This window comes from Haladaptatus sp. CMAA 1909, assembly GCF_043952005.1.
In the GTDB taxonomy this organism is placed as follows: domain Archaea; phylum Halobacteriota; class Halobacteria; order Halobacteriales; family Haladaptataceae; genus Haladaptatus.
Window position 1 is genome coordinate 35,687 of the sequence record NZ_JBIOAV010000008.1, and the last position, 13,297, is coordinate 48,983.

The following is a 13,297-nucleotide window of genomic DNA, read 5'->3' on the forward strand; positions in this document are numbered from 1 at the left end:
TACTAGTCGCTGAGCCATTCCTGTGCAGTGTCTTCTTTCACCCCGCCAGCCTTCACGGCGATCTGCACCATCGCCTCTTTCATCGTCTCAACATCGTCTCGAAGATCCGAAACGTCGGCGCGAAGCGCCTCGAAATCCTCAGGTTCAACAAGTGGATTCTCGGGGAGTTCTAACCCATCATCACAGAACGATTCACCACGGTCTGTAAGCCGCCAGACGATAGCGTGTGAACCACGACCCGCATACTCGCGGTCCACTTCCTCGACTAGCTCCCAGCGCTGGAGCTTGGTCATGTGGTGATTCATACTCCCACTGGGAACGCCTGCCTGTTGGCGGAGGTCCGATGTGTTGGCCGAATAATTGTCAGTTGCATAGAGGACGGTGAGGAGGTTGCAGCGGGCCTCACCGAGGTGGGTACGCATCTCATCGAACGACGGGGGGAACTCATTGGATGTTTCAGTTTGGTTAGCATCGTTCATGAGGCCATATTAAGCTCTGAAGGCCTTAATACTTATCCACTATAAAGCCTTACTAAGCGAAACGACTCACTAGTCATGGGACCAAAAAATGGGCGCGACTACAGAGATGGGAGACTGGAACAAGAAATATCAGAAAATAGATGATGCGAAGAGTGGAAATTGAAGATGGTAACGAGAAGGCTGGCACCCTGCCAGCGCGCGGCAGTGGGCGCCCGGGAAATATAACGAGAAAGATAGGATACTGAGGGTGTGCAAAAGTGGGCACCCCACCGAGTGCGAGCAGAGTGATGGGCGAGATTAGCACCAACGACGAGAAGGGACAACAGAGTAGAGTGGGGACAGTCCACCCAGCGCGAGCACCCAGAATGATCACCAGAGATGAGACAGTGGGACAGTCAGGCTAGCGCCGAGAACAGCGACATAAAATGAGAGCACTAGCGCGAAGAAAACACGACCGACAAGCACGGGAAAAGATAGTCAGAAATCAGAGAAAAGAGAGGAGTGCGCGAGTGGGGCAAGTGGGGCAACGCGATCAACGACAGGAGACATCCAGCAGGAATTAGGGGCAACAACACTCACAACCACTAGTAATCTATCAGATTGCGGAAACAGATGGACCACGGGTGAAGAAGCACCGATGGGCCACGACATCGAGGGGGACAGTCACCGAGAGCGCTGGCGTCCAGGACAGCACGAAGACCGCGGCGATCACGGCAGGCGAGGAGGAGGGAATCACAACCTGAGAAGCACGGGCAACATCAGCAGAGCCGACAACGAGAATGGAACCACACTGGAATTCTTGCAAACCATCGCGAACAGCAGCACCCCAGAGACAGAGTGATGACCACGGGAAGGAGCGCAGCACGACCATGCAGGACAGTCACTGGGCGTGACAAGGCCGGACAGTCCACTTCTGGCTGGACAAGCCCGACAGAATGCTGTGCGTCTAGTGTAGGGTGCCACCTCTGCATCCGCAGAGAAGGGGTGCCGACGAGCGATACATCTCTACTCACAGCCTGAGGCATAGCTGGGTGCCACCACCAGCACGCTTCATCTGGGTGCCTGTATGACGGCATAATCTGGGTGCCAGCTTAAGCGCACCAGTGGGGTGCCAACATGGACGACACACCACAGTTTCAGTGAGCGCTCCAACACGAGAATGACAACAACGACAGCGGGCAGCACGGCCAGCACGAGAAACTGTCCATCAGCGACAGACTGCCCTGTCCGCCGGCCACCGACAAAGGGGACTGTCAGATCTGGCGATCAGTACGCCGATCCTCTAGCTAACTGCGGCGTCGACCGCCCACTGCACCGAGTGCAAACCATCACGCACAGCAGGGCCGACTGTCCACCGGGCAAGACATTGAACTCTCTGAGCTCGAGCACCAACAGACTGTCAGCCCAGCACGACCCAAAGGGGACTGTCACCCAGAGCGAAACAATATGGGCCGGAGAGGGACGAGGACTGCTAAAGACGGCCAAATTACTACGGAAATGTGGTGTGCTCCGATGAGAAATCCGACTGTCCACCGGCTAGGACAATCTGACTGTCCCACCCGCGTTAGCAGTGGCGGTCTGGTCGGTCGAGGCGATCCGCTGCCGTGCGTTCGGGTCGGCGCATTCAGTCGCTCGCCATCGCGCATCATTCGGCACCCCCAACGTTGAACTAAACACAGAGACGACCACCAGTATGCATCGCTCCCTCCCCATTCTCGGCCTTGTCCTACTCATCGTCTGTGCAGGCTGTCTCGGCGGCCTTGGACTCGGCGATAGTAGCGACGACTCACCCACAACCACAACGACCCCGGCCAGTACAGAGCCGACGCAGACGGCAACCAGCACGCCGTCAACGACGACAACCAAGCCAGCGACCAGAACCACAACAGCCACGCAGACAGCCAGCACGACCACAGCAACGACCACCACAGCACCAACAACGTCACCGAACAGCACGACAGCGCGGACGACAGTGCCGACACAGACCACCGCACGAGTCGAGACACCCAGTGGCAGCCAGCGCTTCGAAGCGCGGGTGACGAAAATCGTCGATCCAACGACGATCAAAATCAAACGCAATGGCAAAACCCAGACGATTGATCTGATCGGTGTACGCGTCCCGAAGAGCGGTCTGTACCACACGCGAGCGCTTCAAACCACCAAAGCACAACTAGAGTACAGCACCGTCACGCTCGTCACAGATCCACAGGTAGGAACCAGCAGTGACGGCCACCCCCAGATGTACGTCTATACGGGAGAGTGGCTGTATAACACCCAGTTGCTCCGATCAGGCTATGCCCGAGTGGCAGATGGTGAGTTCAGCAAGCGAGCGGAGTTTGAGCGAAAGCAACAGGAAGCCAAGCAAGGCAGCTACGGCCTGTGGAAGAACACGACGACAGCGGGGTAAAATCCAGCCAGATCAAAAAGACGGGTGCTTCTAAGATTACTATACTATACTAACCCGCATTAGCACCAGTACCACCGAAAAACAAACGATAGAATGGGGAGGGCCGAAGCATTCGCGGGAATCAGTGAGAGTCAGCGAGGAAGTCCGTCACCCACACATCAGGGCGCGGTGGGTGCAGATCACCCATCTCAAGCACGGCATTCGGGGCAGCGAGACGATGACCGCACGGACTCACATGGACCCGCGACGGACCCGCCACCGTCATCGTCCCAATAAGCCGCAGACAGTGCGGACAGCGGTACTTGGGCGTCATTCGGTGGCCTCCTCGACGCGCAGCGACCCGCCGCAGTCGCCACAACTGTAGTTCTCAGGCTGTTTGACGACCTTCGAACGCTGGAAGCGCGGGAGTTGTCCACCGCATCCCTCGCAAATCACCCACCAATTCGGCGATTTGAATCGCTCGCAGTGCTGCGTTGTGTCGAGCGTATCCGTCCACCGCTCGAATGTTCGCCCGTGGTCCGCCTCTCCGAACTCGTGGTACTGCCATGCATGGATCAACTCATGACGCACGGTCGAACTGAATTGCTCCCAGCCGTGCGAATCGTAGGCGTCCCACGCGAGCGAGATCGTTATCTCGCCGGTCGCCGGGTCGTACTTCGTCGCACCGGACGACCGCTGTCGTCGCTGGGACACCTCCCACGCAATCGCCTCAACCGGCAAATCTGGAAAATGCTCAGCGGCGACGTCCGCCGCGTGCGCTTGCGCTCGGTCGAGCAGATCGCGCTCAGTCGTCGGGGTCTCGTCTGCGCGTTCGGTCGCATCCGCACACTCGCTCAGCGTTCGCTGGGCAACATCGGACAGCGTTGTTTGGCGTGACATAAATGAGAAGAGTGAGACAGGATTAGGCTGGCAGTTCCTTGCGACCCGTACGAACGCACGGCCAGCACGGGAAGTCACCAAGGCCGTCACAGTCGCACTCGTCCGGTTCAGCGTCGTCTTCGTCCGTCTCGTCGTCATCCGACGGGAACGCCGTGAGCGTTCCGTTGTCCGTCGCGTTCTCGACAGCGGCCATGTGCTTGCAGAACGCATCGCGGTGGACGTGGTGCGGGCAGGTGCATGCCGTCACGTCCTCGGTCACGTCGTCCACCGTGACGACGTATTGGTGGTCAGCGGGCTTGTCGTGGCTCTCGTTGGTCACTTCGACCTGTCCGGGGACGTCGAGGTGGAAGCCGAACTGTTCCCACTGTGCGCGTTTCTGTGCCTTCTCGTCAGATTCAAGTTCCGTAGGCGGTTTCGTACTCATGGTCTTGCTCCATAGGAAGACCGGTGCCGGGTGTGTCAGCACCCGGCGCGTTTCTACACACGCCCAAGGGCACCGTTCTTCCTTACCACATCCTATGTGTTCTATGGTAATAAAGGTTGCGGCATCCTTCGTATGATGTGGTATTAAGTGGACGGCAGTCATACTATCACCCATGCCAAATGATAAAAAAGAGAGACAGCGGGACGATCAAGGACAATTCACAGAAAATGCAAGTGACGACGAAATACTCCGAGCAATACGCGACGCAGAATTCCCCGCAGTGACCGCTCGCTGGGTCGCAGACACATTTGATATCTCTCGCTCTCCAACCCACCAACGTCTCACACAACTCCACGAACAGGGAGATCTCGAACGTGGGAAGCTCAGTCCCCGTGTCGTCATCTGGTGGCTTCCAGAGGAGGGTCGCGATGAGCACTGAAGCAGTTCCGTCGATCAAGACTCCCTCGGGATTCCAGCGAGGTACACTCGCTGTGATTGTCCGAGATGGGCCATTATACGGACTTGCGATCAAACGGGCAATGGAAGATCTGTACGAGAAGGATGTCAATCACGGCCAACTGTATCCGAATCTCGATACGCTCGTTGAACAGGTGTGGTCACGAGATACACAAGAAGCGATGGAGTCCACAAGAAGCACAAGAAGCCCCAGTACCCCGTCAATCTCGTCGCGTTCGGCCTCGTGATCGTCAGCGGGATTGGAGCTGTTCGCGACTTCCGCGACTCACTCGCTGCGTTCCGGGCGTCTGACGCGCCATAACGCTACTCACCTATCTTTTGTCGAGTCGAGAAATCAGTCATCAGTGTGTTCTGAAGGTTTGTCTCAATCGGGATGAACCACTTGTCGGTTTCTCCCCATTTCTCTCTGATTAAGTAGTTCTGGAATTTATAGTATAGTATGGTCGAAGATAGTGACGCACAGAGTATAACTAACTCGCTTCAACAGCAAGCACAGAGCCTGCAGGAAACATCACCTGAGAAGTATGGACTCTTGAAAGCTTACCACGAGAGTGTTCGTGAAGCGCTCGACGTCTGCTCACGGAACTATCCCTCCACCAAGCAACTCAGTGAAAATCTTCCCGACTCTAGTCTGACACCCCAAATGGTGGGAAATTTGCTGGCGTTACTCGTGCAGTTTGAGATCATCGAGGTATTCAGTGAGCGCAACAATAGCAATCGCTATGACCTCACCCACTACGATCGCAAGCGAATGCACATTCTCAGTCAGATTCTCCAGCGAGTGGCTGCTGGGTCGTGACAAGCAGAATTCGAATAAAAATCCCGCAGCTCGCCGTATAAAGTGGAGTAGACTGGTGTAGCGGTTGCTCAGAGCAGTTGATAGCAGAGGAAACAGGGATGGTCCCGACCCCACGCCAAACCAAACAAAAAGTTAAAATCGTCTTCTACACGCTCGATTCGGTCGCAACGGCGATAAAAAATCCTCGGCCTAATTTAAGGCCATAGCCCCCCATTTTTTGGGGTGCTGTGTCGGTCAGTCCGCTCCCGGCGGGGCGGGACAGATAACATCCGCCGATCATGCCATGAACGTCATCACTCACATTCGAGACAGCAACGAACTGTTGCTGATCTTGCTTGGCGCGTTCGCCCTGTTCGGCCACGGCTGGCTTGCCGCGACCGTTGGCAAGACGGTTACTGCCGTGGTTGGGATCGCGCTCATTGTCCTCGCGGGGATCGGGATCCGCGACGATGTGCGAGACCTACTCGTGCGTTCGTCACGAGCGTAGGACAACAAGTCTCTCACTTCTGTGGGGCCCACTGCCAAGTCAGAGGCACATTATCCCGCCTTCCGTTCAATTATCGCCAGAAAGTCAGTCGTCAGTGTCGCCCATATCGACGCTGAATAGTGCGAAAGTCATCACTCTCCCAGAATCGTATTTCGTGTTTTTAGGCATCCTATCGCTACATACCACGCCTATGTGTATCCACATATCGATACACAATGCTTAAGATAAATTTATACACAAAGCGTTAGCTATGTTTAGATGGCGATCCCAATGACGGAAGAAACAGACTCTCAACCGACACACACCGTTGCAACGTTCGTTGACAAAGGCGGCGTGGGAAAAACCACAACTACCGCCCATCTCGGCGTCGCACTCGCACAGCGAGGATACAATGTACTACTCATCGATTTTGCTGGAAAACAAGGCGATTTGAGCAAGCAGTTTGGGATCACGCCAGATCCCGATGCGTGGCCCGATATCTCCACCGTGTTCCGCGACAAGTGGAAGGAAATCACCGAAAAACTTCCCGATGCAGTTGACGAGCTTGTCACCCCGACCGGCGAAGGCCCCGACCTCATCCCTGCAACAGAAGCACTCGATGGTCTTGATGCCGAACTCAACTCAGTAGACAACGCTCGCGAGCGGTATTCTCGATTCGACCAGTTTCTCACCAACTCGATCGACGGCCGCTATGATTTCGTACTGATTGACCTACCGGGAGTGACGAACAATGTCACGCTCAATGGGTTGTGGGCCGCCGAGAATGTGATGGTTCCTGTCCGTCCAGGTCCCTTCGAAGCTGAACAAGCCGCTGCACTCCAAGATGATGTTGCGGAGATCAACGACCAATTCGACCTCGCTATTGAACTCACGCTCGTCATTCCAAACGAGGTTGATCTCCGAACAAAGCTCGGCAGGCACTATGTCGAGGCATTTGCCGACGAGTACCCAAATGCAATCGGCGAGCAGATTCCGTCAAGTCAGGACATTCAGAATCAGCAAAAACGCGGTGAGACAGTCTTTGCGCTCGAAGAACCATCCAAGACAGCCCACCGTGCGTTAGAGGCGTATGAAGCGAATGCAGAACTCCTTGAGACACGTGTCGGCAAGTCCACTGCCAACACTCTATCAGTGCAGTAACAATGACGCACCATAATCATCAGCACCACATAGAAATTCACAGTTGAATCCACATATGGATGCACATAGGAAGGCACTTAGAGATACACATGAGAAACCACATGGGAATACACATAGGAGATCATAAATGGTAGACGAAAGCGATCTTGATAGCGATCTCAAGGCTCTAAAGGAAGAAACACAGGGCGGGAATCGAATCCAAGACGTAGCGAAAGAAGACGCGTATCGGGAGTTTCAGGAAGCGGTCGTGGAGAGCTTGCACAACCGATCGACGAGCGGAACGAATCAAACCGTCTCAATATGGGATAAGGAACTTGCCGCTCTCACTGACGTACTGAAAGCGAATCCTGAGTTGTTGGATCGAGTTGGAACAGAGCTCGAAAATGAGCTTGGACGACCCACATCCGAAGATGAACAGATGACACGGGGGGAGTTGTTAGGAATGTTTGTTCGAGTTGGGATGCAAGAAGCTGACCCAGAGCTATTTGAGATGTGGCGAGACGCTGTTGCTGACTGGGTTCGAGCACCTTAGAGAGGAAAAGCGTTCAGGGACTAGGATTCGTCAACGTCGTCTTCGGTTTTCTTCGGGTCGAGCGCTTCGAGCTCTTCTTTCGCAAGATCGCCAGCAAGAAAGTCACGACCAAGGTCAGAAATCGTGTAGAATCCTTCATCGTCTTGTATGAGTAGACCAGCATCGCGGAGCGCACGCAACCGTTTGCCAGTATAGGATCTATCGTACTGGATGTTGCCGGCGACGACTTTCGGAGTGGCGCGAATATCATAGTTATCGAAGAACACAAAGATGGGATAGTCGATTTTCGCAAACCACGAAACGTGTGTCACCATTCGTTTGAGACAGTTGCTTCTGACACTAAAGTCAGCGACATTCCAACTAGCTATGACTGCTTCTGAGGAAACATGGAACTCCATACGAGGAATAGAATTAAGTTCCTCGATTAAAAATGTATACCAACGGCTCAGCGCGGGCGCTCAGCGTTCAAAAGCCAAACGGACGTGTGCTTGCAACACACGCCCGCGTTAAGCCTTCCAAACCGCATATGACACAAACCACGCCACCCCCAAGGAGTTTTCCCCAGAGCCAACAGGAAACAACGCAATCCAATCTCCGACAGTGGACAGCTTCGTCCACGGCAGTGGTCGACCTGAATTTGCCGGACGGGACACGAACCGTCCTCGTGCCAACAAAAGGCCCATCGAATGATCGCGTCTGCCATCTAATCGATAGGGGTCACTCCCCTCTCTGTGGCAGTGAGGGGACCTTTCAGCGGATTACCTCCCTCGAAGCGGACTCGGAAGTTGATCGTGTTTGCGACAACTGTCAAACCCAACAGACAGGCAAACCGCGAACACGTCCCTGTCCGATGTGTCGGCAGCGAATTCCAGTGAACCGCTGGCCGCAGCACGTTCGGAGGTGTGATCAGTCATGAGGGTGCGTCAGACCGGTGTCCCTTGCAGTCCATGCACGGATGCCACTGTGACCGATAGCTTTTTGTCAGGGGGTGTGTCCGTAGCATTTATAACGTATATCGAGAAACGTACGACTGCGCAAACCACATCACAGCGCCAAGAAATAACAGCCCCGTCGGCGGTCAATGGGTGGCCCAACACCCGCTCCCACCGACGAACACACAACTGTTGTTTCTTGCTCAGTCGGCATAATTGTTCGGATTGCGCTAGCGACAGCAATCCCGTTTGTGTCCGACAGAGTGACTCTGCGACGAGTCAGCGTGTCCCACGACACGTCCAATGATTGACTCACTATCACGCGGTACGACCCAGCAGCATCGAGATAAGAGCAGTCAGCAGTGCAGTACGCGAGCGCTCCACGCACGTTCGCAGTCGAACACAGAGGTGATTTTCTATGAGTGAGGCAGCGGCAAGCACGAGCACCGACGCGAAAACAGAGCAGGTCAAAATCTACAGCGACAGACGCCAGAAAGCAATGCTCGAAGCGATCAGTGTCGGTTTAGACTGTTCGCAGTCCGCCGCTGGTCGCGACGCAATTGAACACCGGTTCGCCGACCTCTTGCCCGAGTTCGACATCACTCACTTCATCGAGGGACGTGTGTCGGAGGACGATATACACGCGCTCATACAGGGTAACCTGTCAGTGGATGACCTCGAACTTGACGAGGAGGACACTCACGACCCAACCGACCGCGATCCCGCCCACTATTCGGCTCCGATCACACCGGACCAACTCGCAAGTGAAGGTGCGGAGTGTAGCTATGATACTCTTCGAGAGGTTGCTGGCGATCTTGTTGACGGTGGTTATTGGGACGAAACGTTCGAAGTGCATCCGAGTCGCGTGGGTGAAACGACCCTCCGGCAGAATCACAAAATCGCCTCTCGCATCCTCGCCGGGATGGCACGAGCAAAAACCAAGAGTGGGATGATACCGGGAGCCGTCCTCGATGAGCTTGTCAAGACGTACTGTCCGCATTTGACGACACGGATGGATGACAAGCGTGGAGAACAGTACATTCGAGACAAATACGGCGAGATTGTGCGTTCCCACTTCTGGGGACACCCCGACCCAGACAAAGATGTCTTCTTTGTCTCGAAAGCCCACTACGTGAGTTCAGTCACGGGAATCATGGACGAAGTGGTTGCAGACGCAGATCCCGTCGAAGAGACCTTAGGCGCGCCGCTCACATCGCTGGCGAAAAACGTTCCCACGATCTTCTCGCACGCGAAGTGGCAAGCAGCAACTGGCGTGCAAAAGTCTGAACAGGAGTGGCATCGGGACCTTGGCGAATTCTTGAAACAGGTTGTGATCGTTCAGCGGGTCGCGCTTGACCTCCACGCCACCGAGTTGGAACCGCTCGGGATAGAGGTTGAGGACGACTCCAAAGATGAATGCCATCAACTGATACGGTTTGCCAAGCACGTGTTCGAACAGTACGAGAGCAACGTCAGAGCCTACCATCGAACCCGCGTTGAAGAGCATCACGCCCCGCCTAGCATAGACGAGCTACGATAGGCCGCTCAGCGCCCACAAACGCCCGTTCAGTCCGTAGCGACAGCTCTCACTTTTCACTTCGATCACACAGGGTCACACGCCGAGACAGTCCCAGCGATCGGTACTGAGTCCGTCGAACCAATCGGGTGGTAGTGAAAATCGGTCCAAACTGTCGTGAGCGCAGCAGTCGAAGCACAGTGACGAGTGTGGCCGGGAGATATTGCTCGGTCTTGGTCGAAGAGTAGTACTACTTTCGTTGGAGGAGGGGGTGATTTGACGAGAATACCCCGGTCACGTCATGTGATTCGGACGGAAGTGGTACCACAATCACGGGAAATCTTCTCGTCGGAGAGATGGAAAGAACAGTACGAAGGCGGTCGATTGTCTGCGGTAGCGGTGCTGTGGGACGCAGATCGGGAAAACGGAAAGAGCAGCGACCAAGGTCGCTGCTACGGACGAACACAGTCCGTCCGTTGCTTCGCATTCGCTGCTACGGGTATCATTAGTGAAGTAAGGGTAAAAGTGTTTTGTTTTAGTTCTCAAATTAAAAATGTTAACTTATAAATTCTATGACAAGTATTGGGCGGAAAGTCGTTACACCCGTTATTCTGTCGGGGTTTCAGGGGGGTCCGCCTATACTTCCGAAGCAATTTTCCACCGAGAAGACCTCCCGTGATTCTAGTACCACCTCAGAACACTACTCTCGTGATAAGAGATACGTGAAAAGAACGTGCCAGAAGGGATCTCCTCGTGGCAGAAATCAACAGTCAAAGTGGAGCCCGTCGAACCGATCTCACCGAACCGCTCTTCCCCGAAGACTAGGAGAACGAGAGAAGGGACGTTTTGGTATCCTAACAATATAGTGGTACAGAGAAAGAAAAGCAATTATGAATCGGTCGAGCACGAATGACGATACAAAAGTCGTCCAAACCGAACTCAACACCACTGAATACGCCCGCTTTCGTCGTCTCGCGCAGGACGAAGGGAAATCGCTGAAAGAAATGCTGCGCGAAGCCGCTGCTGAATACATTGATGCGCATGCAGAGCTAGATCCGAGTGATCCGCTCTTTGCGGTCGCGGATGAGATGGCCGTACTCAATGAAGGGCGATGTGGTGAATCGCTCGCTCCGGATGAGCTTGACGACGCACTCTATGAGCGCCCGTATGGGAATGAGAATGAGTGATAGGAACGGCTCAACAACCATTTCACCAGAATTCAGACCGCCACGTCAGAGCGCGAGCCACTCTTCCTCAACATAAGCGCTTGTATCCATTCTTTGATACCCAATCGCGATATCGTCTTCAAAAGTATTCAATAGTCGGTGAGTCGGAGTGTCCCCTCAACTTCGTAGAGATGTCCGCGCAGATAGAGTTGCTCGATGATATCCTCGGCAGCAGCCCGATTCAGATCTTCTTCCTGGGTCAGGACTTCGTAGGCGTACTGGTAAGTGAGTTCACTGTCGTTGGAAACAGCGCTCGCGAGTGCATCAAGTGCGTCTTGCGCAAGTGGTGTGAGTGGCGCTCGCCGATTTGAAATCATCGATATACTCAAAGACACGTACTACCGACGTAAATCCTCGGGATACAGCACACTCGTCCCACTGTTTACCTCATTCAATTATGGAACCCACCACCCGTTCCAGTGTCCTGATATAGACTACTTCACTTATAAATACCCGCACCCCTCGGTTCCAGTGTTCTACGACTTCGATAACAATCTCCAAGAAAGCAGAGATATCTTATTACTCTATTTTTCGCCAACTTACTACGGATATGGTTTTATCTATTACTAAATAAAACTATCGCCTCTCAAGTGCTCATACAAATTTAGGCTGTTCAAGAGACCAAAGACACTGGAACTGAGGGGTACCTGTGTATTTAAACACCGACAGCTAAACAGAGGACATTGGAAACACTGGAACGGCTGGTCGGTGGTTTTATTACACCTTCGTGATTGGAGTTGACTAACGTATGACGCTCCGGTTCGCTCCTGAAGATCATCCCTTTAACAATCGTGATGCGTTGAAAAACGACTACACACCAAATGAACTTGTAGGGCGTGATGACGAGATGGAGAACTACCATGCTGCCCTCCAACCCGTGATCAATCGCGAGGATCCCGATAATATCTTTTTATACGGGAAAACTGGCGTCGGTAAAACTGCCGCAACAAAATATATTCTTGAAATTCTGGAGAGTGACGCCAGCAAGTACGATATTCCTGTTCGCTCTGAATATATTGATTGCGATAACGCCGACACAAGTTATCGAACCGCAGTTAAACTTCTCAATCGACTCCGTGCTTCCGGTGAAGAAATTAGTGAAACAGGCCATTCAAAATCCTATGTGTATGACCAACTTTGGGCCGAAATTGATGATCTCGAAGGTACCTTTCTCGTTATCCTCGACGAAGTTGACCATTTGAAAGATGATAGTATTCTTTATCAACTTTCACGTACCGGTGAGAAAGAGACTCTCCAAAGCACGAATATTGCTGTCATTGGCATTTCTAACGATATGACGTATCGTGATTCACTCTCGCCAAAAGTTCGCTCTTCGCTTTGTGAACGCTCGATTCAATTTCCACCTTATGACGCTGAGGAACTTCGAGCCGTGCTTCAGCAACGAGCAGATGTTGCCTTTCTTGATGACATACTTTCTGACGATGTGATCCCGCTCTGTGCTGCGTATGGAGCACAGGAATCCGGGGACGCTCGAAAAGCACTCGATTTGCTCATGAAAGCTGGAGATATCGAACGCCGTGAGAACGACGGTCGAGTTACGGAATTGCATGTTCGGCGCGGTCGTGAGGAACTACAGCGCGAGGAACTAGCAAATGGAATTGCGAATCTCAACGAACACGAACGGCTTGTTATCTATGCACTTGCGACGTTTGAGGCTGAAGGAAATACCCCGATCCGCTCGAAAAAACTCTATGAGCGGTACCAGGTGCTTGCTGAACGGACGACAGACGCACTTACGAGTCGGTGGATGCGCGACCATCTCGATGAAATGGACATGCTCGGGATCGTCAATACGTCAAAACAGAATTTAGGTATGAGTGGTGGTCAGTATTGGCAAATCTCTCTTGCAGCTGATCTACAGCTCACAGTCGATGCAATTGAAGATGTGATCGAATTCACAGGTACTCACGAATCAATTCGAGAGTACGTTGATGATTCCTGAGTCCCAAACGTGCGTTAATAGTTCGCGCGCCGAATG

14 protein-coding genes are annotated in these 13,297 nt (G+C 53.4%); 9 read left to right on the forward strand and 5 right to left on the reverse strand.

The annotated features are described in order from the left end of the window. Window positions 1-2: 2 nt before the first annotated feature. Window positions 3-422: a transcriptional regulator gene (locus tag ACGYLY_RS28390; protein ID WP_395291323.1), complete on the reverse strand. Its 420-nt coding sequence runs from the start codon at window positions 420-422 to the stop codon at window positions 3-5. A 2,029-nt stretch (window positions 423-2,451) separates the two neighbouring features. Here ACGYLY_RS28390 and ACGYLY_RS28395 point away from each other — a divergent pair. Next, complete coding sequence (locus tag ACGYLY_RS28395) at window positions 2,452-2,886, forward strand: thermonuclease family protein (protein WP_395291324.1); 435 nt, start codon at window positions 2,452-2,454, stop codon at window positions 2,884-2,886. Window positions 2,887-3,195: 309 nt separating this feature from the next. Here the strand turns inward: ACGYLY_RS28395 and ACGYLY_RS28400 are convergent, their stop codons facing one another. Continuing rightward, complete coding sequence (locus ACGYLY_RS28400) at window positions 3,196-3,765, reverse strand: SprT-like domain-containing protein (protein ID WP_395286141.1); 570 nt, start codon at window positions 3,763-3,765, stop codon at window positions 3,196-3,198. Window positions 3,766-3,787: 22 nt separating this feature from the next. Beyond that, on the reverse strand, window positions 3,788-4,189 hold the full coding sequence (locus tag ACGYLY_RS28405) for an SWIM zinc finger family protein (protein WP_395286142.1): 402 nt from the start codon (window positions 4,187-4,189) through the stop codon (window positions 3,788-3,790). A gap of 428 nt (window positions 4,190-4,617) precedes the next feature. Here ACGYLY_RS28405 and ACGYLY_RS28410 point away from each other — a divergent pair, with 428 nt between their 5' ends. From ACGYLY_RS28410 to ACGYLY_RS28430, 5 genes are all read left to right on the forward strand, one after another. After that, window positions 4,618-4,893 carry a helix-turn-helix transcriptional regulator gene (locus ACGYLY_RS28410; RefSeq protein ID WP_395286143.1) on the forward strand — a complete coding sequence of 92 codons (276 nt, stop codon included), beginning with the start codon at window positions 4,618-4,620 and terminating at the stop codon, window positions 4,891-4,893. 212 nt (window positions 4,894-5,105) lie between these two features. Beyond that, complete coding sequence (locus ACGYLY_RS28415) at window positions 5,106-5,465, forward strand: hypothetical protein (protein WP_395286144.1); 360 nt, start codon at window positions 5,106-5,108, stop codon at window positions 5,463-5,465. Window positions 5,466-5,748: 283 nt separating this feature from the next. Further along, window positions 5,749-5,952, forward strand: coding sequence for a hypothetical protein (locus ACGYLY_RS28420; RefSeq protein ID WP_395291325.1), 204 nt, complete (start codon window positions 5,749-5,751; stop codon window positions 5,950-5,952). 258 nt (window positions 5,953-6,210) lie between these two features. Further along, window positions 6,211-7,092 carry a ParA family protein gene (locus ACGYLY_RS28425; protein WP_395286146.1) on the forward strand — a complete coding sequence of 294 codons (882 nt, stop codon included), beginning with the start codon at window positions 6,211-6,213 and terminating at the stop codon, window positions 7,090-7,092. Window positions 7,093-7,219: 127 nt separating this feature from the next. Then, the gene (locus ACGYLY_RS28430) at window positions 7,220-7,624 is read left to right on the forward strand and encodes a hypothetical protein (protein WP_395286147.1); all 405 of its coding nucleotides are present in this window, start codon (window positions 7,220-7,222) and stop codon (window positions 7,622-7,624) included. Window positions 7,625-7,644: 20 nt separating this feature from the next. Here ACGYLY_RS28430 and ACGYLY_RS28435 read toward each other — a convergent pair whose 3' ends face one another. Beyond that, window positions 7,645-8,022: a phage repressor protein gene (locus tag ACGYLY_RS28435; protein WP_395286148.1), complete on the reverse strand. Its 378-nt coding sequence runs from the start codon at window positions 8,020-8,022 to the stop codon at window positions 7,645-7,647. Between the two features lie 1,033 nt (window positions 8,023-9,055). Here ACGYLY_RS28435 and ACGYLY_RS28440 point away from each other — a divergent pair. Next, on the forward strand, window positions 9,056-10,096 hold the full coding sequence (locus ACGYLY_RS28440) for a hypothetical protein (protein WP_395286149.1): 1,041 nt from the start codon (window positions 9,056-9,058) through the stop codon (window positions 10,094-10,096). An 866-nt stretch (window positions 10,097-10,962) separates the two neighbouring features. Next, window positions 10,963-11,259, forward strand: coding sequence for a ribbon-helix-helix protein, CopG family (locus ACGYLY_RS28445; RefSeq protein ID WP_395286150.1), 297 nt, complete (start codon window positions 10,963-10,965; stop codon window positions 11,257-11,259). Window positions 11,260-11,387: 128 nt separating this feature from the next. Here the strand turns inward: ACGYLY_RS28445 and ACGYLY_RS28450 are convergent, their stop codons facing one another. Then, the gene (locus tag ACGYLY_RS28450) at window positions 11,388-11,615 is read right to left on the reverse strand and encodes a hypothetical protein (protein ID WP_395286151.1); all 228 of its coding nucleotides are present in this window, start codon (window positions 11,613-11,615) and stop codon (window positions 11,388-11,390) included. Between the two features lie 431 nt (window positions 11,616-12,046). On the opposite strand from ACGYLY_RS28450, the gene ACGYLY_RS28455 reads away from it, so the two are divergent. Continuing rightward, a complete protein-coding gene (locus tag ACGYLY_RS28455) occupies window positions 12,047-13,261 on the forward strand; it encodes an orc1/cdc6 family replication initiation protein (RefSeq protein ID WP_395291326.1) in 1,215 nt (404 codons plus the stop codon). Window positions 13,262-13,297: the final 36 nt, after the last annotated feature.

What these genes read in the sequence shown, in the direction of transcription:
- ACGYLY_RS28440 (WP_395286149.1), top strand. Translation starts at nt 9,056, where the DNA reads ATGCTCGAAGCGATCAGTGTCGGTTTAGACTGTTCGCAGTCCGCCGCT.
- ACGYLY_RS28425 (WP_395286146.1), top strand. Translation starts at nt 6,211, where the DNA reads ATGGCGATCCCAATGACGGAAGAAACAGACTCTCAACCGACACACACC.
- ACGYLY_RS28405 (WP_395286142.1), bottom strand. Translation starts at nt 4,189, where the DNA reads ATGAGTACGAAACCGCCTACGGAACTTGAATCTGACGAGAAGGCACAG.
- ACGYLY_RS28445 (WP_395286150.1), top strand. Translation starts at nt 10,963, where the DNA reads ATGAATCGGTCGAGCACGAATGACGATACAAAAGTCGTCCAAACCGAA.
- ACGYLY_RS28400 (WP_395286141.1), bottom strand. Translation starts at nt 3,765, where the DNA reads ATGTCACGCCAAACAACGCTGTCCGATGTTGCCCAGCGAACGCTGAGC.
- ACGYLY_RS28420 (WP_395291325.1), top strand. Translation starts at nt 5,749, where the DNA reads ATGAACGTCATCACTCACATTCGAGACAGCAACGAACTGTTGCTGATC.
- ACGYLY_RS28390 (WP_395291323.1), bottom strand. Translation starts at nt 422, where the DNA reads ATGCGTACCCACCTCGGTGAGGCCCGCTGCAACCTCCTCACCGTCCTC.
- ACGYLY_RS28435 (WP_395286148.1), bottom strand. Translation starts at nt 8,022, where the DNA reads ATGGAGTTCCATGTTTCCTCAGAAGCAGTCATAGCTAGTTGGAATGTC.
- ACGYLY_RS28455 (WP_395291326.1), top strand. Translation starts at nt 12,047, where the DNA reads ATGACGCTCCGGTTCGCTCCTGAAGATCATCCCTTTAACAATCGTGAT.
- ACGYLY_RS28430 (WP_395286147.1), top strand. Translation starts at nt 7,220, where the DNA reads ATGGTAGACGAAAGCGATCTTGATAGCGATCTCAAGGCTCTAAAGGAA.
- ACGYLY_RS28450 (WP_395286151.1), bottom strand. Translation starts at nt 11,615, where the DNA reads ATGATTTCAAATCGGCGAGCGCCACTCACACCACTTGCGCAAGACGCA.
- ACGYLY_RS28415 (WP_395286144.1), top strand. Translation starts at nt 5,106, where the DNA reads ATGGTCGAAGATAGTGACGCACAGAGTATAACTAACTCGCTTCAACAG.
- ACGYLY_RS28410 (WP_395286143.1), top strand. Translation starts at nt 4,618, where the DNA reads ATGAGCACTGAAGCAGTTCCGTCGATCAAGACTCCCTCGGGATTCCAG.